Annotated in this window: 24 protein-coding genes; 9 read left to right on the top strand and 15 right to left on the bottom strand. The window is 68.8% G+C overall.

The annotated features are described in order from the left end of the window. Positions 1–253: 253 nt before the first annotated feature. Positions 254–2071, bottom strand: a complete 1818-nt coding sequence (locus B9Y95_RS05780; protein ID WP_234993972.1) for a DEAD/DEAH box helicase — start codon at positions 2069–2071, stop codon at positions 254–256. Between the two features lie 148 nt (positions 2072–2219). On the opposite strand from B9Y95_RS05780, the gene B9Y95_RS05775 reads away from it, so the two are divergent. After that, positions 2220–3029, top strand: coding sequence for an SGNH/GDSL hydrolase family protein (locus B9Y95_RS05775; protein WP_079705978.1), 810 nt, complete (start codon positions 2220–2222; stop codon positions 3027–3029). Between the two features lie 39 nt (positions 3030–3068). On the opposite strand, the gene B9Y95_RS05770 is transcribed toward B9Y95_RS05775, so the two are convergent. Beyond that, positions 3069–4313, bottom strand: a complete 1245-nt coding sequence (locus B9Y95_RS05770) for a D-alanyl-D-alanine carboxypeptidase family protein (RefSeq protein ID WP_123539718.1) — start codon at positions 4311–4313, stop codon at positions 3069–3071. Between the two features lie 84 nt (positions 4314–4397). After that, entirely contained in the window at positions 4398–5201 is an 804-nt protein-coding gene (locus tag B9Y95_RS05765) for a TrmH family RNA methyltransferase (protein WP_085510928.1), read from the bottom strand. Between the two features lie 138 nt (positions 5202–5339). Here B9Y95_RS05765 and B9Y95_RS05760 point away from each other — a divergent pair, with 138 nt between their 5' ends. Next, positions 5340–6242: a Sir2 family NAD-dependent protein deacetylase gene (locus B9Y95_RS05760; RefSeq protein ID WP_085510927.1), complete on the top strand. Its 903-nt coding sequence runs from the start codon at positions 5340–5342 to the stop codon at positions 6240–6242. Between the two features lie 4 nt (positions 6243–6246). Here the strand turns inward: B9Y95_RS05760 and B9Y95_RS05755 are convergent, their stop codons facing one another. Continuing rightward, entirely contained in the window at positions 6247–7149 is a 903-nt protein-coding gene (locus tag B9Y95_RS05755; protein ID WP_085510926.1) for an alpha/beta fold hydrolase, read from the bottom strand. Between the two features lie 104 nt (positions 7150–7253). On the opposite strand from B9Y95_RS05755, the gene B9Y95_RS05750 reads away from it, so the two are divergent. Continuing rightward, positions 7254–8027: a 3'-5' exonuclease gene (locus B9Y95_RS05750; protein WP_085510925.1), complete on the top strand. Its 774-nt coding sequence runs from the start codon at positions 7254–7256 to the stop codon at positions 8025–8027. A gap of 72 nt (positions 8028–8099) precedes the next feature. Here the strand turns inward: B9Y95_RS05750 and B9Y95_RS05745 are convergent, their stop codons facing one another. From B9Y95_RS05745 to glgA, 3 genes are all read right to left on the bottom strand, one after another. Then, positions 8100–8348, bottom strand: coding sequence for a type B 50S ribosomal protein L31 (locus B9Y95_RS05745; RefSeq protein ID WP_056005588.1), 249 nt, complete (start codon positions 8346–8348; stop codon positions 8100–8102). Between the two features lie 157 nt (positions 8349–8505). Continuing rightward, positions 8506–9318 (bottom strand): ABC transporter ATP-binding protein, encoded by an 813-nt coding sequence (locus tag B9Y95_RS05740; protein ID WP_085510924.1) that lies wholly within the window; start codon positions 9316–9318, stop codon positions 8506–8508. A gap of 63 nt (positions 9319–9381) precedes the next feature. Then, positions 9382–10563 (bottom strand): glycogen synthase, encoded by a 1182-nt coding sequence (gene glgA / locus B9Y95_RS05735; protein WP_085510923.1) that lies wholly within the window; start codon positions 10561–10563, stop codon positions 9382–9384. A gap of 45 nt (positions 10564–10608) precedes the next feature. On the opposite strand from glgA, the gene B9Y95_RS05730 reads away from it, so the two are divergent. Further along, complete coding sequence (locus B9Y95_RS05730; RefSeq protein ID WP_085510922.1) at positions 10609–11853, top strand: glucose-1-phosphate adenylyltransferase; 1245 nt, start codon at positions 10609–10611, stop codon at positions 11851–11853. Next, entirely contained in the window at positions 11850–12545 is a 696-nt protein-coding gene (gene serB / locus B9Y95_RS05725; RefSeq protein WP_082916266.1) for a phosphoserine phosphatase SerB, read from the top strand. Before B9Y95_RS05730 ends, serB begins: the two co-directional genes overlap by 4 nt. 58 nt (positions 12546–12603) lie before the next feature. Here the strand turns inward: serB and fabG are convergent, their stop codons facing one another. Further along, positions 12604–13314, bottom strand: a complete 711-nt coding sequence (gene fabG / locus B9Y95_RS05720) for a 3-oxoacyl-ACP reductase FabG (protein ID WP_085510921.1) — start codon at positions 13312–13314, stop codon at positions 12604–12606. A gap of 161 nt (positions 13315–13475) precedes the next feature. Here fabG and B9Y95_RS05715 point away from each other — a divergent pair, with 161 nt between their 5' ends. From B9Y95_RS05715 to B9Y95_RS05705, 3 genes are read left to right on the top strand one after another with little or no spacing between them, the layout of a single operon-like run. Beyond that, positions 13476–13784 carry a DUF3099 domain-containing protein gene (locus B9Y95_RS05715; protein ID WP_085510920.1) on the top strand — a complete coding sequence of 103 codons (309 nt, stop codon included), beginning with the start codon at positions 13476–13478 and terminating at the stop codon, positions 13782–13784. After that, positions 13781–14005 carry a hypothetical protein gene (locus B9Y95_RS05710; protein WP_085510919.1) on the top strand — a complete coding sequence of 75 codons (225 nt, stop codon included), beginning with the start codon at positions 13781–13783 and terminating at the stop codon, positions 14003–14005. Before B9Y95_RS05715 ends, B9Y95_RS05710 begins: the two co-directional genes overlap by 4 nt. Beyond that, a complete protein-coding gene (locus tag B9Y95_RS05705; protein ID WP_085510918.1) occupies positions 14002–14850 on the top strand; it encodes an SURF1 family cytochrome oxidase biogenesis protein in 849 nt (282 codons plus the stop codon). Before B9Y95_RS05710 ends, B9Y95_RS05705 begins: the two co-directional genes overlap by 4 nt. Before the next feature lie 80 nt (positions 14851–14930). On the opposite strand, the gene abc-f is transcribed toward B9Y95_RS05705, so the two are convergent. From abc-f to sufB, 7 genes are all read right to left on the bottom strand, one after another. Beyond that, positions 14931–16529 (bottom strand): ribosomal protection-like ABC-F family protein, encoded by a 1599-nt coding sequence (abc-f, locus tag B9Y95_RS05700; RefSeq protein ID WP_056005615.1) that lies wholly within the window; start codon positions 16527–16529, stop codon positions 14931–14933. Between the two features lie 131 nt (positions 16530–16660). Continuing rightward, positions 16661–17827 carry a MalY/PatB family protein gene (locus B9Y95_RS05695; RefSeq protein WP_085510917.1) on the bottom strand — a complete coding sequence of 389 codons (1167 nt, stop codon included), beginning with the start codon at positions 17825–17827 and terminating at the stop codon, positions 16661–16663. Positions 17828–17920: 93 nt separating this feature from the next. Continuing rightward, complete coding sequence (locus B9Y95_RS05690) at positions 17921–18250, bottom strand: metal-sulfur cluster assembly factor (protein WP_056005622.1); 330 nt, start codon at positions 18248–18250, stop codon at positions 17921–17923. A gap of 28 nt (positions 18251–18278) precedes the next feature. Continuing rightward, positions 18279–19055: a Fe-S cluster assembly ATPase SufC gene (gene sufC, locus B9Y95_RS05685; RefSeq protein ID WP_085510916.1), complete on the bottom strand. Its 777-nt coding sequence runs from the start codon at positions 19053–19055 to the stop codon at positions 18279–18281. A 4-nt stretch (positions 19056–19059) separates the two neighbouring features. Further along, positions 19060–19383 carry a non-heme iron oxygenase ferredoxin subunit gene (locus tag B9Y95_RS05680; RefSeq protein WP_064296937.1) on the bottom strand — a complete coding sequence of 108 codons (324 nt, stop codon included), beginning with the start codon at positions 19381–19383 and terminating at the stop codon, positions 19060–19062. Further along, positions 19383–20591 carry a Fe-S cluster assembly protein SufD gene (gene sufD / locus B9Y95_RS05675; RefSeq protein ID WP_085510915.1) on the bottom strand — a complete coding sequence of 403 codons (1209 nt, stop codon included), beginning with the start codon at positions 20589–20591 and terminating at the stop codon, positions 19383–19385. Before sufD ends, B9Y95_RS05680 begins: the two co-directional genes overlap by 1 nt. Further along, positions 20591–22009, bottom strand: a complete 1419-nt coding sequence (sufB, locus tag B9Y95_RS05670; protein ID WP_079705963.1) for a Fe-S cluster assembly protein SufB — start codon at positions 22007–22009, stop codon at positions 20591–20593. Before sufB ends, sufD begins: the two co-directional genes overlap by 1 nt. Positions 22010–22316: 307 nt before the next feature. Here sufB and B9Y95_RS05665 point away from each other — a divergent pair, with 307 nt between their 5' ends. Then, on the top strand, positions 22317–23288 hold the full coding sequence (locus B9Y95_RS05665) for a COX15/CtaA family protein (RefSeq protein ID WP_085511083.1): 972 nt from the start codon (positions 22317–22319) through the stop codon (positions 23286–23288). The last annotated feature ends 14 nt before the right edge of the window (positions 23289–23302 follow it).

The following is a 23302-nucleotide window of genomic DNA, read 5'->3' as shown; positions in this document are numbered from 1 at the left end:
CTTCGGCCAGAGCGACAACCGGCGCACCACCGCCGGTCCCTGAGTCTGCTCCGCCGGTCCCTGAGCCCGCTCCGCCGGTCCCTGAGTCTGTCGAAGGGGGGTCAGAGCCGGAGGGCCCTCGTGGGCGCTTCGACAAGCTCAGTGACCGGGAGCGCTCCGTCCGGAACACGCCGGTCCCTGAGCCTGTCGAAGGGCAGCTCCGGCGGGCCAACCGCGAAGCAGGAGAACGCGCGCGCGAGAAGAGGTGCTGACCTCAGTGCCCGTGACCCAGGCGACGACGGAGCAGGTCGATGCGCGACTGCAGCTGCGTCACGCTGGCCTGTGCCACGGCGGGTCCGCCGCAGACGCGTCGCAGTTCGGCGTGCACGAGTCCGTGCGGCTCCTTCGTGTGCTTGGCGTAGAGACCGACCAGGGTGTTGAGCACCTGGCGCTGCTCCTTGAGGGTGCGGTAGAGCGGAGCGGGGATGTCCGCCTGCGGACTCGGCGAGGCGGCGTTCTTGTCGACGAACGCCCCGCGCTTGGCCTGGCGGCTCTGGCGCTGCACGAGCAGCTCGTGCACCTGTTCAGGCTCGAGGAGCCCGGGGAACCCGATGAAGTCGAACTCCTCCTCGGTGCCCGGCTGGGCGAGCTCGCCGAACTCGTCGCCGTCGAACACGACCCGGTCGAAGTGCGCGTCCGAGGAGACGGCCTGCCAGGTGAACTCCGCGAGGAGCGAGTCGGAAGCCTTGTCCTCGCGCTCCGCGGCCGCCATCATCGCGTCCTCCGGGTTGAAGAGGTCGCCCTCCGCGTCCGGGTCGCTCGGGCGGTCGAGTGCGTGGTCGCGTTCGAGCTCGAGCTTCTCTGCGAGGGCCATCAGGTTCGGCACGTTCGGGAGGAAGATGCTCGCGATCTCGCCGCGACGTCTGGCCCGGACGAATCGCCCGATCGCCTGCGCGAAGAACAGCGGCGTGGCGGATGAGGTCGCGTAGACGCCGACGGCGAGTCGTGGGACGTCCACGCCTTCCGACACCATGCGCACCGCGACCATCCAGCGCTTGGTGTTCCCCGAGAAGTCGGCGATCCGGTCGCTGGCCTCCTTCTCATCGGAGAGGACGACCGTGGGCTGCTCCCCCGTCAGCTCGTGCAGGATGGCGGCGTAGGCTCGGGCGGTCGTCTGGTCGGTGGCGATCACGAGTCCGCCGGCGTCCGGGACCGCTTGACGAACCTCGGACAGCCGGAGGTCGGCGGACTTCAGGACCGCCGGGATCCAGTCACCCTGCGGGTCGAGGGCGGTGCGCCAGGCCGCGGAGGTGATGTCCTTCGTATTGCCCTCGCCGAGGCGGGCCTCCATCTCGTCGCCGGCCTTGGTCCGCCAGCGCATGTGACCGGCGTAGACCATGAAGAGCACCGGACGGACGACCCCGTCCTGGAGCGCGCGACCGTACCCGTAGTTGTAGTCGGTGACGGAGGTCCGGATGCCCTGGTGGTCCGGCTGGTAGACCACGAACGGGATCGGTGCCGTGTCGGACCGGAACGGGGTCCCGGTCAGGGACAGCCGACGGGTGGCCCGCGAGAAGGCCTCGTGGATGCCGTCGCCCCAGCTCAGGGCGTCGCCGCCGTGGTGGACCTCGTCGAGGATGACGAGGGTGCGACCCGAATCGGTCGTGCGCTGATGCACGGGCGGGTTCGCCGCGACCTGGGCGTAGGTGACGGCGACACCGTGGTAATGGCGGCCGAAGACCTGGTCGCGGTTCGCGAAGTTCGGGTCGAGGCGGATGCCGACCCGGCTCGCGGCCTCGGCCCACTGGCGCTTCAGGTGATCGGTCGGGGCGACGACCGTGATGCGGTCGATCGTGCCGCGATGGAGGAGTTCGGAGGCGAGTCGCAGCGCGAACGTCGTCTTGCCTGCGCCCGGTGTCGCCGCCGCGAGGAAGTCACGGGGTTCGGTCGTGAAGTACTGCTCGAGCGCCTCGGCCTGCCAGGCTCGAAGCTTGCTCGCCGTGCCCCACGCTGCGCGTTCCGGGAAGGCCGGTGAGAGGTGTTCGGCTGCGGACCCGCCCAGGTGCTGGGTCGAAGAGATTTCCGCGTTCACTGGAGACCACTGTACCCGGCCGCGCCGACACCGCCGACCATCGTGCGCGGCCTCGACACCCATCCGGATGTCCGACTCGCGACTGATCCGCCAGCCGAGGGGCGGGCGTACGCTGGAGGTTCCGGATGCACAGCAGGAGGATCCACCCATGACCGAACAGCACCATCCCTGGTCGCGGTACGTCGCCATCGGCGACTCGTTCACCGAGGGGATCGGCGATCCCGAGCCGGGGGCGCCGGGCGGGCACCGTGGGTGGGCCGATCGGGTCGCCGAGGTGCTGGCCGCGCAGAACTCGGACTTCGCCTACGCCAACCTCGCGGTGCGCGGCAAGCTCGCGCAGCAGATCCTCGACGACCAGGTGGAGCCGGCCCTGGAGCTTCACCCCGACCTCATCACGATCTCGGCGGGCGGCAACGACGTGATCCGGCCCGGCACCGACCCCGACGACATCGCCAGACGACTCGAGCAGGCGATCATCCGCCTCCGGAGCGATGGAGCGACGGTCGTGCTGTTCACCGGCGTGGACGTCGGCTTCTCCCCCGTCTTCCGGAGCATCCGCGGCAAGGTCGCGATCTACAACGAGAACCTGCGGGCCATCGCCGCCCGACACGACTGCATCATCGCCGACCAGTGGGCACTCCAGGCGATCCAGGATCCGCGGATGTGGGCACCGGACCGCCTGCACCTGAACGCGCTCGGCCATCACGAGGTCGCCCGGCTCGTCCTGCACGCGCTGAACGTGGAGAACGACCTCAAGCCGCTGCAGCCGGAGCCGCTCCCCGTCAGGCGTTGGCGTCAGGCCCGGACCGAGGACTTCGCCTGGGCGCGTGAGTACCTCGTGCCGTGGGTGCTCCGTCGGGTGCGGCACCAGTCGTCCGGCGACCACATCACCGCCAAGCGACCGCTCGCCGGCCCGTTCCTCACGGTCGCAGCGCAGGACCAGGAACTCGACGTCTGACCGCCCGACCGGACACCCGGGCTCCGGCGTCTGCTGCGGTCACGGGTTGGTCAGGCGCCACCAGGGCGTGACCGGGGCGACGTTCGCGTCGAGGGCCAGCGGGACGTCGATCGTCGCCGCACCACCCTCCGCGCCGGCTCCCACGGTGTAGCTGAGCTTCCCGACCGTCGAACCGGCGGCACCGGCGTCGATGGCTCTGGCGCGGCTCTCGACCGTGATCGGGGTGTCCTGCCAGACGAGCACGTTGGCGTCGGACGCCACGACGACCTTCGCGGCCTGATCCCACGCGGTCGAGTACGAGCCGACCGATTGCCCGGCGGTGGCGAGCTGGACCTGGTGGAATCCGGCCGGCACGCTCTGCAACAGGGAGACCACGGCCTCGTTGAGCACGGTGTGGTCGTCGGCACCGAGGATGACGCCGACGACGGTCACCGTCCGCCCCTCCACCTGGAGGTCGGCGGAGAACAGCAGGCAGGCGCCGGAGGCGTCGTCGGTCCCCGTCTTCATGCCGGTCACCCCGTACTGGCCGAGGAGGGCGTTCGTGTTCTCGACCTCGCCGATGGCGGGGAGCACCGCCGTGGGCTCCTTGACGATCGACGAGAGCACCGGGTCGGCGAGTACGAGCTTGCCGATGGTCACGAGGTCGCTCGGGGTGCTGACGTTCGTCTCGCCCAGGCCGCTCGTGTTCGTGACGGTGGTGCCCGTCAGCCCACGTGCATCGAGCCAGGCGCGCGCGGCGTCGAGGTACGCGTCGACCGAACCGAAGGCCCAGACGGCGAGGGAGATGCTGTAGTTGTTCGCCGATGGGAGGAGCAGTGCTTCGAGCATCTGCCGCTGGGTGAACACCGACCCGGCGACGACGGGTGCCGCTGAACCGTTCTCCGCGATGGTGTCGTAGTAGAAGCCGACGTCGGCGTCGGTCAGCGTGATGGACGGGCCCTGATCCCCCGCGGCGAGCGGCTTGGCCTCCAGCACGACCAGGGAGGTGATCGTCTTCGTGATGCTCGCAATGGGGAACGGCGTCTGCTCGCCACTCGAACTCAAGACGCCGTCGAACCCGACGGCACCGATGGCGCCCCGCCCGAACCCTGGCCAGGCGACCGGTGTGGTCTGCTGGACGAGCGAGGTGGTGAGGGCGTCGCTGGATTCGAGCGTCGCAGCCGCGGCCGGCACCGGACGGAGCAGCGCGCCAGCGCTGTAGCCGAACAGCCCGATGAGGAGGGCGAGGACGCCGAAGACGGCGAGACGGCGGCGGCGGTAGATCTGTCGTCTCGTGAGTGGCACCCGGTCATGCTACCCGGCGCTCCTGCGCGTACCCTGTCGCGACGTGCCGCCGAGCGGGCGGTCTCGAGCAGCGTGCGACCGTGGTCAGCGGACCCGGAGCTCCCAGAGGGCGACGGCACTGGCCGACGCGACGTTCAGCGAGTCGACGCCGTGGAGCATCGGGATGGTCACGATCGTGTCGGCGGCGGCGAGGGCCGAGGCACTCAGACCGTCACCCTCGGCGCCGAGCACGATGGCGAGCCGTTCCGGCGCGGTCCGAGCATAGGTGTCGAGGTCGACGGCATCGTCGGCCAAGGCCAGGGCGGCCGTCTCGAAGCCGGCATTCCGCAGGACGCCGGATGCGACGTCCCATTCCGGCAGGCGGGTCCACGGCACCTGCAGGACCGTGCCCATGCTGACGCGGACGCTTCGACGGTACAGCGGGTCGGCGCAGCGCGGGGTGATCAGGACCGCGTCGGCACCGAGGCCGGCGACGGAGCGGAAGATGGCGCCGACGTTGGTGTGGTCGACGATGTCCTCGAGGATGACCACCCGGCGGGCGCCGGCGAGGAGTTCGGCGGGGTCGGCGAGCGGTGGGCGGTGCATCGCCGCGAGCGCTCCCCGATGCAGGTGGAAGCCCGTCAGCTGCTCGAGGAGGGCGGGCTCGCCGACGAAGACCGGGACGTCGTGGTCCTCGAGGAGTGGCGAGACGTCCTCGAGCCACTTCTCCTGCAGCAGGACCGATCGCGGTCGGTGCCCGGCGCGCAGCGCACGTTCCATGACCTTCGTGGACTCGGCGATGTACAGGCCACCGGCGGGTTCGGACACCCGGCGGAGGGCGACGTCCGTCAGTCGCGCGTAGTCGTCGAGTCGTCCGTCGTCGAGATCGGTGATCCGGATGACCTGCATGGGAGACGTCCTCTCGACGCGATGTTCGACCTCCACCTTGCCAGAGTGGGAACACGATCGAAAACGAGGCCGTTTAGACTCAGGGGAAGCGATGGCCCGGAGCACTCCGATCGTCGCGGACGGATGGACGGAGCAGGCATGAGCACGCTGATCGCAGCAGGGGATCCCGCTGACGAGACGGCCGAGGCCGGGCTCGAACGGGCGATCGAGCTGCTCGCGGACCGACGTGTCGCCTTCCTCACCGGGGCCGGCGTGAGCACGGACTCCGGCATCCCCGACTACCGGGGCCAGGGCGCTCCGGTCCGGACCCCCATGACGGTCGACCAGTTCCTGTCCAACGACGACGCCGCGCGCAAACGCTACTGGGCCGGCAGCCACCTCGGCTGGAAGCGGTTCGACGGCGCTCGCCCGAACGCCGGCCACCGGGCGATCGCGCTTCTCGAAGAGGCCGGCATCGCCGACGGCGTCATCACGCAGAACGTCGACGGCCTCCACGTCAGGGCCGGCTCGCGCCGCGTCGTCGACCTGCACGGGTCGATGGACCGCGTCAGCTGTCTCTCCTGTGGGCAGAGCTACGCCAGGTCGAGCATCGCGGAGCGCATGACGGCCCTGAACCCGTGGCTCGACACCGAGACGGACGTGACGATCAACCCGGACGGCGATGCCGAGGTCGGGCGGGTCGACGAGATCGTCGTCCCCGTGTGCACGGTCTGCGGCGGCATGTTGAAGCCGGACGTGGTCTTCTTCGGCGAATTCATCCCGACGGAGAAGTACGCCGAGGCGGCAGCACTCGTGCGCGGCGCCGACGCACTCGTGATCGCCGGGTCGTCGCTCGTGGTCAACTCGGGGATCCGGCTCCTCGAACTCGCCCGCCGGAAGCGGTTGCCGATCGTCGTCATCAACCGCGGCGTCACGAAGGCCGACGGCCGCGCGGACGTGAAGCTCGACGCTGGTGCCAGCGAGACGCTCACCGGGATCGCCGCTCGCCTGGTCCCGTCCGCCTTCACGAGCGTCGTCTCGCAGGAGGCGACCGACGCCTGACGCCTCAGGCGTCGGTGCGGTCGTCCGCGAGGAACGCGGTGAGGCGCTGCGCCGCGTCGTGCGGCTCCTCGTAGTGGATGAGGTGTCCGACGCCCGGGATGACGTGCAGCTGCGCGTCGGCGAACCGCTTCGCGAGCGCGTACTGCGCGGCGACGGGCGTGATGTCGTCGCGCTCGGCGGCGATGAGCAGCGTCCGGCTCGGGATCCGGTCGGCGTACTCGCTGACGTCGTGGCTGACCGAGGCGGTGAACGACTCGAGGACGACCTCCCGGTCGGCGAAGGCGCTGAAGTACTGGTCGTGCTGGGCGTGGATCCACCGACGGAGCGTCGGGTCCTTCGTCTTCGACATCGCGACGCTCATGATGCGCACGACGCCCTTGTTGCGGAGGAACGCGAATCCCAGGCGTTTCGGGAGCTTCGCGGACGACCAGTAGTAGAAGACCGCGAGCCTCGTCAGGACGCCGCGGGGGCCCTGGAGCGCCGGGGCGGCGATCGGGTTCACGAGGACGAGGTCGTCCGGTCGGAGTCCCCCGGCGACGGCGGCGCTCGACACGATCGAGCCGAACGAGTGCCCGAGGAGCACGACACGACCGGTCAGGTGCAGCTCCTCGATGAACCGTCCCAGCCAGGCGGCGTACCCCTCGACGGAGTGGGTGGCCTCGGGGAAGGGTGCCGAGCTGCCGAAGCCGGGGAGGTCCGGAGCGATGATCCGGAACCCGGAGAGCTGCGCGACGACCGGTTCGAGGCCGTGGTGGTCGCCGCGGAACCCGTGCACCATGACGATCGTCGTCGACGCCTCCTGGTCGCCGTAGTCCCAGAACCGGGTCTCGGCTCCGTCCATGATGAGCGAGCGCTCCCGGACGGGGATGCGGTCGAGCTGGTCGGCGTACGGTGATTCGACGGGCATCCACTCAGTCTAGGGAGTCCGGCTCCGCGTTCACCCGACGATGCGGACCGTGCCGCTCCGGCGTGGCACAGGCCCCTGTCGGAGGCGCGTCATAGGGTGAAGGCGTGAACACGGTCGATGCGAATCCCCACTGGACGGACCGCCTGGCGGTCTTCGATCTCGAGACGACGGGCATCGAGGTGGAGACGAGTCGCATCGTGACCGCCTTCGTCGGTGTCATCACTGCGGACGGTTCGGTCGAACGCTCGTGGTCGTGGATGGCCGACCCGGGGGTCGAGATCCCCGCTCGCGCCGCCGAGATCCACGGCGTCACGACGGAGCGGGCCCGGGCTGAGGGGCGTCCGGCACCGACCGTCGTCGGAGAGATCGTCGCCGTCCTCACCGAACTGTTCGCCGCGCGGACCCCGGTGGTCGCCTACAACGCGCCCTACGACTTCTCCCTCCTGCACTTCGAAGCGGAGCGACACGGGGTGACCTCGATCACCGACCCGTCCCCCGTCGTCGACCCGCTGATCCTCGACCGGCGGCTCGACACGTTCCGGCGCGGCAAGCGGACGCTCGAGGTCGTCGCCGCCCTGCACGGCGTTCCACTGGAGGGTGCGCACGACGCGGGCGTGGACGCCGTCGCCGCCGGACGCGTCGCTCAGGCCATCGGTCGGCGTCACGCCGACGCCCTGCCGACGAGCGTCGACGAGTTGCACGAGGCCCAGCGGACCTGGTCGCTCGAGCAGGCGGAGAGCTTCCAGTCCTACATGCGCCGCGTGCGCGATCCCGAGTTCGTCGCCGAAGGCGCTTGGCCCATCCGTACCGGACGCCCTGCCGCTCGTCCTGAAGCGCTGGTCATCGTCCCAGCGGACCAGCTGCCCATCGGTATCTGAGTCGCACGGCTCCCCACGACGACGAACGCCCCGATCCGAGGATCGGGGCGTTCGTGTACTCCAGCGGAAGGACTACTTGCCGAAGCCCTTGAATCGCTGGTTGAACTTCTCGACGCGACCGGCGGAGTCCATGATGCGCTGCTTGCCCGTGTAGAACGGGTGCGACTCGGACGAGATCTCCACGTCGATCACCGGGTAGGTGACGCCGTCGAGGTCGATCGTCTTGCCCGACGAGACCGTCGAGCGCGTGAGGAACGTCGCGCCGGAGGCGAGGTCGCGGAAGACGACGGCTTCGTACGTGGGGTGGATGTCAGATTTCATCAGCAGTCCTTGTTGAGTGGATGGTGTGGGTAGTACCCGCGCTCGGAACTCCAGGCACGAGGCAGAAAGCTCTTGGCTCCGCGAGCCAAAGGTCGACTTTACCAGACTCGGCGCGCGTCTGCTCGCCAGCCGAGGACGACTCGCCGAGGCGTGGCGGTCAGGAGGGGGCGACGGCCGAGCGTCCGGCGCGGACGGAGCGGGCGTGGAACCGACCGTCCTCCTCGCTCAGCTCGATCGGGAGGTCGAAGGTCTCGCTGAGGTGTTCGGCCGTGAGTGTCTCGGCGATCGGGCCGGCGGCGACGATGCCACCGTCGCGTACGAGCAGGACGTGGGTGAAGCCGACGGGGATCTCCTCGACGTGGTGGGTCACCATGATGATCGCCGGTGAGTCGTCGGCGCTCGCGTAGCCGCCCAGCAGTTCGACGAGCTCCTCGCGCGTGCCGAGGTCGAGGCTCGCGGCCGGCTCGTCGAGCAGGAGGAGTTCGGGGTCGGTCATGATGGCCCGCGCGATCTGCACGCGCTTCTGCTCGCCGTCGCTGAGCGTGCCGAACCGGCGGTCGGCGAGGTGGTCGAGCTTCCATTCCGCGAGCACCCGCGACGCGCGCTTCACGTCGATGTCCTCGTACTGCTCGACCCAGCGCCCGGTGACCGAGTAGGCCGCCGTGAGCACGACGTCCAGGACGGTCTCCTCCGGCGGCACCCGCTTCGCGAGGGCGGAGGACGCGAAGCCGATGCGCGGGCGCAGTTCGAAGACGTCGACCCGGCCGAGCGTCTCGTCGAGCACGGACACCGTTCCCTTCGAGGGGTGGATGAGCGTCGCCGCGAGCTGCAGGAGCGTCGTCTTGCCGGCGCCGTTCGGGCCGAGGACGATCCATCGCTGGTCGCCCGTCACCGTCCAGTCGACGCCATCGAGGATGGGGTTGAGATTACGGACGACGGACACATCGGAGAACTGCAACACGCTCGGCATGGTCCTAGCCTATCCGCCAAGACTCGTCGCGCGTCGCCGTCCTCCGAGGTGCCCGCAGGTGGTTCAGACCAGGCTGCGGTACAGCTCCGCCGTCTGGGTGGCGATGCGCGACCAGCTGAAGTCGGACTCCGCGCGTCGGCGACCAGCGGCCCCGTAGGCCCTCGCCTGGGCGGGATCCTGGACGACCTCGGTGAGGGTGGCGGCGAGGTCGGCGACGAAACGCTCCGGGTCGAGCGGGGTGCCGGTGCCGTCGGACGCCTGCGCGAGCGGGACGATCCTGCCGGTCACACCGTCCTGCACGACCTCCGGGATGCCGCCGGTCCCCGTCCCGACCACGGCGGCACCGCAGGCCATCGCCTCGAGGTTGACGATGCCGAGTGGCTCGTAGATCGACGGGCACACGAAGGTCGTGGCGGCGGTGAGGACGGTGCACAACTCGTGACGCGGGAGCAGTCGTTCGATCCACACGACCCCGGTGCGCTCGCGCTGCAGCTCCTCGACGAGCCCCTTGACCTCGGCGAGGATCTCGGGGGTGTCGGGAGCGCCGGCGCACAGGATGAGCTGCACGTCGGGCGGCAGCAGTCGGGCCGCGCGGAGCAGGTACGGCAGCCCCTTCTGACGGGTGATCCGACCGACGAAGACGACGGAGGGACGGGACGGGTCGATGCCGAGGGACCGCAGCACCTCGTCGTCGACGCGTGGCTGCCAGTCGGTGAGGTCGATCCCGTTGTAGATGACCTGCACCTTGGCCGGGTCGAGGCTCGGGTAGGACCGCAGGATGTCGCGACGCATGCCGTCGCTGACCGCCACGACGGCCGCGGCGCCTTCGTAGGCGGACTGCTCGATCCAGCTGGACACGCGGTACCCACCGCCGAGCTGCTCGGCCTTCCACGGGCGGAGCGGCTCCAGACTGTGCGCGGTCACGACGTGCGGGATGCCGTGCAGCAGCGACGCGAGGTGACCGGCACCGTTCGCGTACCAGGTGTGCGAGTGCACGAGGTCGGCTCCGGCGACGTCCTGGGCGATCAGGAGGTCCGTCCCGAGGGTCGTGAGGGCGCCGTTCGCCCCCTGGAGCTCGGCCGGGACACCGTACGCGACGGTGTCGGCCTCGTCGCGTGGCGCGCCGAAGCAGCGCACGGTCACGTCGATGTCGCTGCGGAGGGATTTCACCAGCTCCGACACGTGGACGCCTGCGCCGCCGTAGATCTCCGGCGGGTACTCCTTTGTCACAAGATCAACTCGCATGTCTAGACGCTAGTACAGGTCTCGTCCGGCATCTATTGTGAAGCCATGGCCGCCTCAAAGAAGATCTTCGGAATCGTCCTCGCTGGTGGGGAAGGGAAGCGGTTGATGCCGCTGACCGCAGACCGCGCGAAACCGGCCGTACCGTTCGGCGGGCAGTACCGCCTGATCGATTTCGCGCTGTCGAACCTCATCAACTCCGGACTCACCCAGATCGTCGTCCTCACCCAGTACAAGTCCCACAGCCTCGACCGCCACGTCTCGCAGACCTGGCGGTTGTCCGGCCTGCTCGACTCCTATGTCGCGTCCGTGCCGGCGCAGCAGCGCCTCGGGAAGCGCTGGTTCAGCGGATCCGCCGACGCGATCCTGCAGAGCCTCAACCTGATCCGCGACGAGAAGCCCGACATCGTCGTGGTCGTCGGCGCCGACCACGTCTACCGCATGGACTTCGCGCAGATGATCGAGGCGCACATCGCCTCGGGCAAGAAGGCGACGGTCGCCGCGATCCGTCAGCCCATCTCCCTCGCCGACCAGTTCGGCGTCATCGACGTCGACGCGGACGACCCGACCACCATCGCCCGCTTCCTCGAGAAGCCGCTCGACGCACCGGGCCTGCCCGACTCCCCCGGCGAGGTGCTCGCCTCGATGGGCAACTACGTCTTCGACGCCGACGCGCTCATGCAGGCGGTCATCGACGACGGCGAGGTGACGAGTTCGAACCACGACATGGGTGGCGACATCGTCCCGTACTTCGTCGACCGCGGCGAGGCCGGCGTCTACGACCTCCAGCGGAACGACGTGCCCGGCTCGACGGATCGCGACCGCTACTACTGGCGCGACGTGGGGACGATCGATTCGTTCTACGAGGCCCACCAGGACCTCATCTCGACGCTCCCGATCTTCAACCTGTACAACCGCGACTGGCCGATCTTCAGTTCGCAGCTGAACTCGCCGCCGGCGAAGTTCGTACGGGACGCGAAGGGCAACCTCGGCCAGACCATCGACTCGATCGTCTCCCTCGGTTCGCTCCTGTCCGGTGCCCACATCGAGCGCAGTGTCCTCGGGCCGTGGGCGCTCGTGGAATCCGGCGCCCACGTCTCCGACTCGGTCGTGTTCGACAAGGTCCACATCGAACCGGACGCCGTCGTCAAGCGGGCTATCCTGGACAAGGATGTGGTGGTCACCTCCGGCGCGAGCGTCGGTGTCGACCACGACCGTGACCGCGCTCGCGGTTTCACCGTCACCGAATCCGGTCTCACCGTGGTTGGCAAGGGAGTACGCGTCGTTCCATGAGTACCGAGCGTTCGGCAGTGGCGGATCCCGAGGCAGCACTCCCCCCACAGGCCGGACGAGGCGTCCGGTTCCTCGCGGTCCTCGACGCCGACTCGACGCTCATCGAGAACGAGGTGATCGAGCTGCTCGCCGAGGAGGTCGGCAGCCTCCCCGAGGTCGCCGCCATCACCGAGCGAGCCATGCGCGGTGACCTCGACTTCGCCGACAGCCTCCGGGCCCGGGTCGCGACGCTCGCGGGCCTGCCCGTCGACCGGATCCCGGTGATCGCCGAACGGATCCGGACGACGACCGGCCTGGAGACGCTGATCGGCCGGCTGCATGCGCACGGGTCACGGATCGGTGTCGTGTCCGGCGGGTTCCATGAACTGCTCGACCCGCTCGCCGAGGCACTCGGCCTCGACCATGTACGGGCGAACCGCCTCGAGACCGCCGACGGTCGGTTGACGGGAGGCCTCAGCGGTCCCATCATCGACGCGGCGGCGAAGGCGGCCGCACTGCAGGAGTGGGCCGACGAGGACGGCGTGCCGTTGGCACGGACGATCGCGATCGGCGACGGAGCCAACGACCTCGAGATGATGGCCGTCGCCGGGCTCTCGGTCGCGTTCAACGCGAAGCCGATCGTCCGCCGCCATGCCGACGTCGTCGCCGGGCGGGTCGACCTCGCCGGCGTCCTTCCGCTCCTCGGGCTCTGATCCGCGCGTCGGGGTCAGCGCCCGAGGTCGGGTTCTGCTCGGTGCGGTGCGGCCCGGGTCAGTGACCCATGCCGAGGCCGCCGTCGACCGGGATCACGGCGCCGGAGATGTAACCCGCGTCGTCACCGGCGATCCACGTGACGACCTTCGCGACCTCGTTCGCACTCGCGAAACGTGCTGCCGGGATGCTCTTCTTGTACTCGGCCTGGGTCTCGGCGGGCAGCTCGGCGGTCATGTCGGTCTCGATGAACCCCGGGGCGATCACGTTCGCCGTGATCCCACGTGCACCGAGCTCGCGGGTGATGGATCGCGCCATGCCGATGAGGCCGCTCTTCGAGGCCGCGTAGTTGACCTGTCCGGCGGACCCATAGAGGCCCACGACGCTGGAGATGAGCACGATGCGTCCGAAGCGTGCCTTGAGCATGCCCTTGGACGCGCGCTTGACGACGCGGAAGGAGCCGCCGAGGTTCGTGTCGACCACCTGGTCGAAGTCGTCCTCGCTCATCCGCATGAGCAGGGTGTCCTTCGTGATGCCCGCGTTCGCCACGAGCACCTCGACCGGCCCGAGCTCCGACTCGATCTCGGTGAACGCCGCGTCGACGGAGGCGGCGTCGGTGACGTCCGCGCGGACCGTCAACGTGCCCGTTGGGCCCTCGCCGGATCGTGCGGTGACGGCGACGCGGTGACCCTGCGCGACGAACTCCTCGGCGATGGCGAAGCCGATCCCCCGGTTGCCTCCGGTGACGAGTACGGTGCGTGGTGCGGTCATGGTCGATTCCTCTCCTGCGGCGATACCGGCCGACTCGTGCGGCGGCCGTCGGGGCGCGCGGCGTTCCGGCCGCGGACCCGTACCAGCATATGGGGGTCCTCCGGTTCTCCCGGTGATTTGGGGGCGTCGCCCACCCGCCGAGCGCGTAGGCTGGTCGTGGCATGAAGCAGCAGAGCATCACCTCCCTCCCACCGGCTCCCGAACAAGAGCGCCGGCAGCGGCTCATCAAGTACTCGATCACCATGGGTGTCCGGTTGCTTTGCCTCGCTGCGCTCCCGTTCGTCCAGGGCGGTTGGATGTTCGCGGTCGCAGCCGGTGCCATCTTCCTGCCGTACGTCGCCGTGATCATCGCGAACGCCGGGTCGCTGCCGTCGCAGGGGGCCATCGAGCGCCCCACCGGCGTCGTCGTGTCCCAGCGGCCGACGATCGTCGACGACTCGGTTCCGCCTCGTCCGGCCGACCAGGCATGATCGGGTTCGGTGCCGAGCCCGACGGCGTGATCTGCTCCCGGGCCGGCTGCCGCGCGGCGGCGAGCTGGCGGATCGAGTGGCGCAATCCGAAGATCCACGCGGAGGACCGTGTGAAGGTCTGGACCGCCTGCGACGAACACGTCGACTTCTTGGAGGCCTTCCTCGAAGCCCGCTCCTTCCCGCTCGAGCGGCGTCCGCTGGCGTCGGCGGTCGGCCCATGAGCGCGGGTTGGCGGTTCGCCTTCAGCCGCCGTTGGCTCGGCTACCTCGGCGTCGCGATCGTGTTCGCGATCGTGTGCGTCCTCCTCTCCAACTGGCAGCTCGCCCGGGCGAGCGAGAAGGAGGAGGAGGTCCAGCGCATCGAGACCAACTGGGACGCGACCCCGATCCCGCTCGACGAAGCGCTGCCGTCGCTCGACTCCTTCAGCGTGGCCGACGAATGGCACCCGGTGTCGATGAGTGGCACTTACCTGCCTGACGAACAGCTGCTGGTCCGGAACCGTCCCCGGAACAACCAGGCGGGCTTCAACGTCCTCACGCCGCTCCGTCTGGCGAATGGAGACGTGTTCATCGTCGACCGTGGCTGGGTCGCTGCGAACGATTCACTCGAAGCACCCGAGTCGGTCCCGGCCCCTCCGAGCGGTGAGGTCTCGGTCGTCGTCCGCATCCGACCCGGCGAACCGACGCTCCCGGGCCGCGGGGCCGCCGACGGCCAGGTGGCCACGATCAACCTCCCGCAGATCGCCGAACTCCGCGGCGAGACGCTCTACTCCGGTGCGTACGGGATGCTGCTCTCGGAGAGCCCGGCGCCTGCCGAGGCTGCACCGCTCGGTCCGATCAAGCCCGAGCCGAACGAGGGGATGCACCTCTCGTACGCGCTGCAATGGGTGGTCTTCGCGCTGATGGGCTTCATCTTCCTCGCCTATGCCATCCGTCAGGAGTACCGCATCCTGAACTCCGACGACCCGAAGGAGCAGCGGCGTGCGGCTGCGCGCGCCGAACGGCTCGCCGCGAAAGCGCGGTCCGACGCCGACATCGAGGATGAGATCCTCGAAGCGAGTCGCTGAACCGACTGGCCCGAGCCGGCGACGGACGGGGCGTACCCGGCCTGTGAAGCCCAGGGGCCGGGTACGCTGAGCCGTTGGCGCTAGGCCAGGCTGACGAGGTCCTGGTAGTCCTTGTTCCAGTGGTCCTCGACGCCGTCGGGCAGGATGAGCACCCGCTCGGGGTTGAGCGCCTCGACGGCGCCCTCATCGTGACTCACGAGCACGACAGCACCCTCGTAGTGGGCGAGCGCGTCGAGGATCTCCAGACGGCTGGCCGGGTCGAGGTTGTTGGTCGGTTCGTCCAGAAGAAGCATGTTCGCGCCCGAGACGACGATCATCGCGAGAGCGAGTCTCGTCTTCTCGCCACCGGACAGCACGCCCGCGAGCTTGTTGGAGTCGTCGCCGGTGAACAGGAACGAGCCGAGGACCTTGCGCGCCTCCATCTCGGTGATGTTCGGCGACGAGGAGACCATGTTCTCGAGCACGCTGCGCTTCACGTCGATCGTCTCGTGCTCCTGTGCGTAGTAGCCGATCCGCAGGCCGTGCCCGGGCTCGAGCTGCCCGGTGTCGGGCTGGTCCACTCCGGCGAGGATCCGCAGCAGGGTCGTCTTGCCCGCACCGTTGAATCCCAGGATGACGACCTTCGAGCCACGGTCGATCGCGAGGTCGACGGCCGTGAAGATCTCGAGCGAGCCGTAGCTCTTCGACAGGTTGCTCGCCATGAGCGGCGTCCGGCCACAGGGCGCCGGGGTCGGGAACCGCAGCTTGGCCACGCGGTCTTGAGCGCGGACCTCCTCGAGCCCGGACAGCATCCGCTCGGCGCGAGCCACCATCTGGTGGGCTGCCGCCGCCTTGCTGGCCTTCGCACCGAACTTGGCCGCCTGGAGCTGGAGCGCCGTCGCCTTCTTCTCGACGTTGGTGCGCTCCTTCTTCCGGCGCTCCTCATCGGCCTCGCGCTGACGCTGGTAGTTCTTCCAGTTCATGTTGTAGATGTCGATGACGGTGCGGTTCGCGTCGAGGTAGAAGACCCGGTTGACCGTCTCGCCGACGAGCTCGATGTCGTGCGAGATCACGATGAACCCGCCCTTGTACTGCTTGAGGAACTCACGCAGCCAGACGACCGAGTCGGCGTCGAGGTGGTTGGTCGGCTCGTCGAGGATGAGCGTCTCGGCGTCGGAGAAGAGGATGCGCGCGAGCTCGATGCGGCGGCGCTGTCCACCCGAGAGCGTCTTCAGCTGCTGATCGAGGATGCGGTCGGGCAGGTTCAGGTTCGACGCGATCGAGGCCGCCTCGGCCTCTGCGGCGTACCCGCCCAGCGCGTTGAACCGGTCGGTGAGGTTGCCGTACTTCTTCATGGCGGCTTCCGCCACCTTCGGGTCGTCGCTCGCCATGGCCATGCTCGACTCGTGCATGCCGAGCGCGAGCTGGCCGAGACCACGCGCGTCGAGGATGCGGGTGCGGGCGAGGTCCTCCGGGTTGCCGGAGCGCGGGTCCTGCGGGAGGTACCCGATCTCGCCACCGCGATCGATCTTGCCGTTCGTCGGGAGGGTCTCCCCCGCCAGCGTCTTGGTCAGGGTCGTCTTCCCGGCACCGTTACGGCCGACGAGGCCGATCTTGTCGCCGGCGGACACGCGGAAGTTCACGTGCTCCATGAGCACGCGTGCCCCCACGCGGATCTCGAGGTCGTGCACACTCAGCACAGGCATAGTCCATTTCTTCGGGTGCGTTTCGACAACGCGGAGGGTGGGGGTCAGCCTCCCAGTATAAATCGTGAATCCGATGCTCAGCACCGCGGCCGTTCCGGCAGGGTTCCGGCGCGGCCGGACGACCGTCAACGCAGGGCGGAGATCCGTCCGACCGCCTCGGTGAGGAGCTCGGGTGAGCAGGCCAGGTTGAGTCGTGCGTGGCCCACGCCCCCGGGCCCGAACGGGGCTCCCTCCTGCAGGGCGACGCGCGCCTCGCGCAGGATGCGCCGCGCCGGGGGCTCGGTCCAACCGAACGCGGTGCAGTCCAGCCAGGCGAGGTACCCGGCGCCAGGCGGACGGTAGCCGACCTCGGGCAACTCGGTGCCCAGCAGCTCACCGAGCAGCCGCCGGTTGCCGTCGAGCAACCCGAGGAGCCCGTCCAACCAGGGCTCTCCGGCCTCGAAGGCGGCGACCGAAGCCAGCACACCGAACTGGCCCGTCCGCCAGAACACCTCGACCGGCATCCCCGCGACCACGCTCCGCGGCCCGGGGCCGGCGGTGACCATCACCGCGCACTTCAGGCCGGCGAGGTTCCAGGCCTTGCTCGCCGACAGGACGGCGTACCCGTGTTCGGCGGCCTCGTCGGACACGCTGAGATAGGGCACGAACCGCTCGCCCGGCTGGGTGAGCGGAGCGTGGATCTCATCGCTCACGACCGTGACCCCGTACCGCGCGGCCAGCGCGGCGACCGAGCGGAGTTCGTCGACCGTGTGCGGCCGACCGATCGGGTTGTGCGGGTTGCAGAGCAGGAACGCCTTCGCGCCGTTGCGGAAGGCTGCTTCGAGACCGTCCAGGTCGAGCCGCCAGCCTCCGGCGGGATCGCCGGCGCGGCTGGACCCGAGCAAGGGGGCGTCCACCACGACTCCCCCAGCCTCGGTGACGAGGTCGAAGAACGGTGGGTAGACCGGCGAGGTGATCACGACGCCCTCGCCGGGCGAGATGACGCGACGCAGGATCTCGACGATGCCCATGCTGACGTCGGCGGTGGTGAACACGGAGCCGGGATCCACGTCCCATCCCCAGCGTCGCGCTGCGAAGTCGGCGAACGCCTGTGGGAGCCGTGTGCGGCTCGCGACATACCCGGCGTCACCGCGATCGATCGCCGCGTGCAGGACATCGCGGATCACGGGGGCGAGCGGGACGTCCATCTCGGCCACGAACATGGGCAGGACGTCGTCGGGGTACTCGGACCACTTCTCGCTCGTCCGGCTGCGCAGGACGTCGAGGGGGTCGGCGGACACGATCTCGGTCATGCCTCGACCCTATCCGGGATCAGCCGGGCGACACTGTCGGGAACACGACGACGGACGGCTGCGATGCAGCCGTCCGTCGTCGTGGAGGATCGATCAGATCGAGAAGCCGAGGGCACGCATCATGTCGCGCCCGTCGTCCGTGATGCGCTCCGGGCCCCACGGCGGCATCCACACCCAGTTGATGCGGAAGGCGTCGACGATGCCGTCGAGCGCTTGACCCGTCTGCTCCTCGAGGACGTCCGTGAGCGGACATCCGGCGGAGGTCAGGGTCATGTGGATGATGAGCGCGTCGTTCTCGTCATCCCACCCCAGGTCGTAGATGAGACCGAGGTCGACCACGTTCACCCCGAGCTCGGGGTCCATGACGTCCTTGAGCGCCTCTTCGACCTCGTCGAATCGTTGCGGACTGAGCGTTGTTACCATGTCGTTATCTTAGACCGCTCGCGCGGCTTCAGGCACCTTCCGGGGCGACGACGGCGTCGACGAGGAAGCGGTCGTAGCCTTCGTTCTCGAGTCGGTCGGCGAGCTCGGGACCGCCCTGCTCAGCGATCTTGCCGGCGACGAAGACGTGCACGAAGTCCGGCTTGATGTAGCGGAGGATGCGCGTGTAGTGCGTGATCAGCAGGACGCCGAGGCCCGTGTTCTCCTTGGCGCGGTTGACGCCCTCGGACACGATCTTGAGGGCGTCGACGTCGAGGCCGGAGTCGGTCTCGTCGAGGACTGCGAACTGCGGCTTCAGCAGCTCGAGCTGGAGGATCTCGTGACGCTTCTTCTCGCCACCGGAGAAGCCCTCGTTGACGTTGCGCTCGGCGAAGGCAGGCTCCATGCGCAGGTTCTTCATCGACTCGCGGACGTCCTTGATCCAGCCGCGGATCGCGGGCGCCTCGCCCTCGACGGCGGTCTTCGCCGTGCGGAGGAAGTTCGTGACCGTGACGCCGGGGATCTCGACCGGGTACTGCATCGCGAGGAAGAGTCCGGCACGGGCGCGCTCGTCGACGCTCATCGCGAGGACGTCCTCGCCGTCCAGCGTGATGGATCCGCTGTCGACGGTGTACTTCGGGTGGCCGGCGATCGTGTACGCGAGCGTGGACTTGCCCGAACCGTTCGGACCCATGATCGCGTGGGTCTCGCCCTTCCGGATGGTGAGGTCGACGCCACGCAGGATCGGCTTGGTGCCCTGTTCGGTTTCGACGCTGACGTGCAGGTCGCGGATTTCGAGGACTGACATGGTGCTAGATCTCTTTCGTTGCGGTCGGGTCGATGTAGATGTCGCCGTCGATGAGCTCGACGGTGTAGACGGGGACCGGCTCGTAGGCCGGAAGGGTGAGCGGCTTGCCCGTCGTGAGCGAGAACTGCGAGCCGTGTGCCCAGCATTCGAGGTTGCCGTCCTCGACGAAGCCTTCGGACAGCGAGATGTCGCCGTGGGTGCAGACGTCGCCGATCGCGAACAGTTCGTCCGACGCGTCGCGCACGAGGGCGATCGGCACGCCGTCCACCACGACCCGCTTGGCCTGGTTGACGGCGAGCTCGTCGAACGAGCACACCTTCGTCGCCATCAGTGCTGCGCTCCGCCGGTGCCCTGTCCGTCGGCGCCGAGCAGTTCGGCCTCGATGGCCGCCGAGAGGCGCTCCTGCAGCTCGGTGTCACCGATCTGCTGGATGATCTCCACGAGGAAGCCGCGGACGACGAGTCGTCGTGCCTCGTCCTCAGGTATGCCTCGAGCCTGCAGGTAGAAGAGCTGCTCGTCGTCGAAGCGTCCGGTCGCGCTCGCGTGACCGGCACCGGCGATGTCGCCGGTCTCGATCTCGAGGTTCGGCACCGAGTCGGCACGGGTGCCGTCGGAGAGGACGAGGTTGCGGTTCTGCTCGTAGCTGTCGGTGCCGACGGCACGGTTGCTGATGAGGACGTCGCCGATCCACACGGACCGCGCACCCTCGCCCTGCAGTGCGCCCTTGTAGGTCACGCGCCCGCGGGTGTTCGGTGCGTCGTGGTGCATGTAGACCTGCTGCTCGAGGTGCTGACCCGCGTCGGAGAAGTACACGCCGAGCGAGTCGAGGTCCGAGCCCTGACCGGCGAGGTGCAGGGTCGGGTTCACCCGGACGACCTTGCCGCCGAGCGACACCACGACGTGCTTGAGGTGGGCGTCGCGACCGATGGACGCGAAGTGGCTGGCGAGGTGCACGGCTGCGTCGTCCCACCACTGCACGGTCACGACGGTCACGTCGGCCTGCTCGCCGACGACGATCTCGACGTTCTCGGTGAGGCGGGCGTCGCCTGCGTTCTCGATGATGATGAGGCCCCGGCTGAACGGCGCGGCGGTGATGACGGTGTGCGCAGCGCGGGCGCCGTCGCCGAGCCCGCTCCGCTCGAGGCGCAGGGTCTTGGACTCCTCACCCGTGACCGAGATCGCCAGTGCTTGGTCGAAGCTCGACCAGGCGTTCGCGGAGGCGCGCTCCTCAGGCACTCCGGCGGAGCCGACGCGGGCGTCGTCGCGACTGATCCACTCGACGCTGAATCCGTCGACGTCGTCGTGCGCGATCGGGGTGGGTGAGCCGTCGAGCTCCCCCGCGGTGAGGTCGGCGAACTGCGCGACCGGGCTGAGCTTCCAGACCGCCTCGCGTCCCGTCACCGTTGGGAAGTCGGCGACATCATAGGAGCTGAAGCGCTCCGATCGGGTCTGCACCGGGATGACGCGTCCTGCGCCGTCGCTGTGTGCCGTGATGCCGTGCTGTCCTTCGGTCTGAGTCGGTGCTGCAGTCGTCATTAACCGACGGATCCTTCCATGCCCATCTCGATGAGCTTGTTGAGTTCGAGTGCGTACTCCATGGGCAGTTCGCGGGCGATCGGCTCGATGAAGCCGCGGACGATCATCGCCATGGCCTCGTCTTCCGGCATGCCGCGGCTCATGAGGTAGAAGAGCTGCTCCTCGCTGACCTTGGACACCGTCGCCTCGTGTCCGAGCTGGACGTCGTCCACACGGATGTCGATCGCCGGGTACGTGTCGCTGCGGGAGATGGTGTCGACCAGGAGCGCGTCGCAGCGCACGGTGTTGGCCGAGTGATGGGCGTTGGCGTCCACCCGGACCTCGCCGCGGTACCCCGCGCGTCCGCCGCCTCGGGCGATCGACTTGGAGACGATGGACGACTGCGTGTACGGAGCCATGTGGATCATCTTCGCGCCGGCGTCCTGGTGCTGGCCGGGACCGGCGAACGCGACGGACAGGGTCTCGCCCTTGGCGTGCTCGCCCATGAGGTAGATGGACGGGTACTTCATCGTGACCTTGGATCCGATGTTGCCGTCGATCCACTCCATGGTCGCGCCTTCGGCGGCCGTGGCGCGCTTCGTGACCAGGTTGTAGACGTTGTTCGACCAGTTCTGGATCGTCGTGTAGCGTACGCGGGCGTTCTTCTTGACGATGATCTCGACGACCGCGGAGTGCAGCGAGTCCGACTTGTAGATCGGCGCGGTGCAGCCCTCGATGTAGTGCACGTAGCTGCCCTCGTCGGCGATGATCAGCGTGCGCTCGAACTGACCCATGTTCTCGGTGTTGATCCGGAAGTAGGCCTGCAGCGGGATCTCGACGTGCACGCCGGGCGGCACGTAGACGAAGGAGCCACCCGACCACACGGCGGTGTTCAGTGCGGCGAACTTGTTGTCGCCGGACGGGATGACCGTGCCGAAGTACTCCTCGAAGAACTCGGGGTGCTCGCGCAACGCCGTGTCGGTGTCCATGAAGATGACACCCTGCGCCTCGAGCTCCTCGTTGATCTGGTGGTAGACCACCTCGGACTCGTACTGCGCGGCGACACCGGAGACGAGGCGCTGGCGCTCCGCCTCGGGGATGCCGAGCTTCTCGTAGGTGTTCTTGATGTCGTCCGGCAGGTCCTCCCAGGTCTGAGCCTGCTTCTCGGTGGACCGGACGAAGTACTTGATGTTCTCGAAGTCGATCTCGGAGAGGTCGGCGCCCCACGTCGGCATGGGCTTGCGCTCGAACAGCTGCAGGGCCTTGAGGCGGCGCTGCAGCATCCAGTCCGGTTCGTTCTTCAGTGCGGAGATGTCGGCCACGACCTCAGTGGAGATGCCGCGGCGCGCTGAAGCGCCGGCGACGTCGCCGTCGTGCCATCCGAACTCGTATTGGCCGAGTCCGGCGAGCTCCGGGCGATCGATCAGGATGTCTGACATGTGTCCCTCTTTCCTCCCTGGAGACAACCACCGGCTGGAGGTCGTCATTCCCTCCCATGGCACGCGCCTGATCGGAGCGGATTGGGGAGGGGATGTGCGGGCGGCTTCTTCGCGAACCTACAATGTTCATGAACCATGGCGCTTCTCGCGCGCACCGTGAACCTCATAATCCTACAGCTTCCTGTGGGTTGTGGGTGAGGACGGTGGATACCGCAGCCGTGGCCACCGCGAACCGAAGGATCGTCCCGTGTCACACCACTCCAAGACCGCCGGTCGACCGACGCCGGCACCGTCCCTTCCCGACCGGGTGCGGGCCACCCGGTTCTGGCAGTGGTTGCCGACGACGATCGACAAGCGCGTACGGGTCGTCGCCTGGCTCTCGTTCGCCTTCCAGCTCGTCCTCATCGGAACCGGGGGCGCCGTGCGCCTGACGGCCTCCGGGCTCGGGTGCCCCACGTGGCCTCGCTGCACGGACGACTCCTTCGTCAACACGCCGGAGATGGGCATCCACGGATTCATCGAGTTCGGCAACCGACTCCTGACCTTCGTCCTCGCGGCCATCGTGATCGCCGCGTTCCTCGCGGTGATCCGCATGCGTCGGCAGCGCCCCGACCTCTTCCGGCTGACCCTGCTCCAGGGTCTGTCGATCCCCGCGCAGGCGGTCCTCGGCGGCATCACCGTCCTCACTGGACTCAACCCGTACGTGGTCGGGCTGCACTTCGTCATCTCGATCGTCCTCGTCGCCCTCGCGACGATGCTCGTCCATCGGGTCTACCGCGGCCCCCGCGGTGCGGTGAAGGTCATGCCCGGCTGGTACCTCGGCGTCGTCCACCTGACGAGCCTCTTCGTCGCCGTCACCGTGGTGTTCGGCATCCTGACGACGGGCTCGGGCCCGCACGCCGGCGACAACTCGAAGGAGGTGCCGGCGCCGCGCAACGGGTTCGACCCCGAGTTCCTCCAGCACCTCCACAGCTGGCCCGCCTACGCGACGCTCGCCGGCACCATCGTGCTGCTCGTCGGCGTGATCGCGCTCGGTGCCCGCCGCGGGTCGCGCGGGGTACGCACGGCGGTCTCCACCCTGCTCGCGGTCGAAGTGGTGCAGATCATCGTGGGGCTCACCCAGGCCCGCCTCGGACTCCCCGAAGTGCTCGTCGGGCTGCACATGGTGCTCGCCGGACTGCTCGTCGCCGCGATGACCTGGGTCGTGCTGCAGCAGCGGATCCCGGACCGGACCGCGTCGCGCGTCGAGGAGTCGGCATCCCTCAGCGTCTCGCGCTGACGGCTCAGACGCTC

Source organism: Plantibacter flavus (assembly GCF_900177615.1).
Lineage (GTDB): Bacteria > Actinomycetota > Actinomycetes > Actinomycetales > Microbacteriaceae > Plantibacter > Plantibacter flavus.
Note: the sequence above shows the minus strand (reverse complement) of the source record. Positions and strands in the feature narration are given on the sequence as shown.

Excerpts from the sequence above, each read along its gene's own strand:
- B9Y95_RS05775 (WP_079705978.1), top strand. The coding sequence starts at position 2,220 with ATGACCGAACAGCACCATCCCTGGTCGCGGTACGTCGCCATCGGCGAC.
- B9Y95_RS05710 (WP_085510919.1), top strand. The coding sequence starts at position 13,781 with ATGATCGGGTTCGGTGCCGAGCCCGACGGCGTGATCTGCTCCCGGGCC.
- fabG (WP_085510921.1), bottom strand. The coding sequence starts at position 13,314 with ATGACCGCACCACGCACCGTACTCGTCACCGGAGGCAACCGGGGGATC.
- B9Y95_RS05705 (WP_085510918.1), top strand. The coding sequence starts at position 14,002 with ATGAGCGCGGGTTGGCGGTTCGCCTTCAGCCGCCGTTGGCTCGGCTAC.
- serB (WP_082916266.1), top strand. The coding sequence starts at position 11,850 with ATGAGTACCGAGCGTTCGGCAGTGGCGGATCCCGAGGCAGCACTCCCC.
- B9Y95_RS05695 (WP_085510917.1), bottom strand. The coding sequence starts at position 17,827 with ATGACCGAGATCGTGTCCGCCGACCCCCTCGACGTCCTGCGCAGCCGG.
- glgA (WP_085510923.1), bottom strand. The coding sequence starts at position 10,563 with ATGCGAGTTGATCTTGTGACAAAGGAGTACCCGCCGGAGATCTACGGC.
- B9Y95_RS05745 (WP_056005588.1), bottom strand. The coding sequence starts at position 8,348 with ATGAAATCTGACATCCACCCCACGTACGAAGCCGTCGTCTTCCGCGAC.
- B9Y95_RS05740 (WP_085510924.1), bottom strand. The coding sequence starts at position 9,318 with ATGCCGAGCGTGTTGCAGTTCTCCGATGTGTCCGTCGTCCGTAATCTC.
- sufB (WP_079705963.1), bottom strand. The coding sequence starts at position 22,009 with ATGTCAGACATCCTGATCGATCGCCCGGAGCTCGCCGGACTCGGCCAA.
- sufD (WP_085510915.1), bottom strand. The coding sequence starts at position 20,591 with ATGACGACTGCAGCACCGACTCAGACCGAAGGACAGCACGGCATCACG.
- B9Y95_RS05715 (WP_085510920.1), top strand. The coding sequence starts at position 13,476 with ATGAAGCAGCAGAGCATCACCTCCCTCCCACCGGCTCCCGAACAAGAG.
- sufC (WP_085510916.1), bottom strand. The coding sequence starts at position 19,055 with ATGTCAGTCCTCGAAATCCGCGACCTGCACGTCAGCGTCGAAACCGAA.
- B9Y95_RS05760 (WP_085510927.1), top strand. The coding sequence starts at position 5,340 with ATGAGCACGCTGATCGCAGCAGGGGATCCCGCTGACGAGACGGCCGAG.
- B9Y95_RS05730 (WP_085510922.1), top strand. The coding sequence starts at position 10,609 with ATGGCCGCCTCAAAGAAGATCTTCGGAATCGTCCTCGCTGGTGGGGAA.
- B9Y95_RS05680 (WP_064296937.1), bottom strand. The coding sequence starts at position 19,383 with ATGGCGACGAAGGTGTGCTCGTTCGACGAGCTCGCCGTCAACCAGGCC.
- B9Y95_RS05690 (WP_056005622.1), bottom strand. The coding sequence starts at position 18,250 with ATGGTAACAACGCTCAGTCCGCAACGATTCGACGAGGTCGAAGAGGCG.
- B9Y95_RS05755 (WP_085510926.1), bottom strand. The coding sequence starts at position 7,149 with ATGCCCGTCGAATCACCGTACGCCGACCAGCTCGACCGCATCCCCGTC.
- B9Y95_RS05765 (WP_085510928.1), bottom strand. The coding sequence starts at position 5,201 with ATGCAGGTCATCCGGATCACCGATCTCGACGACGGACGACTCGACGAC.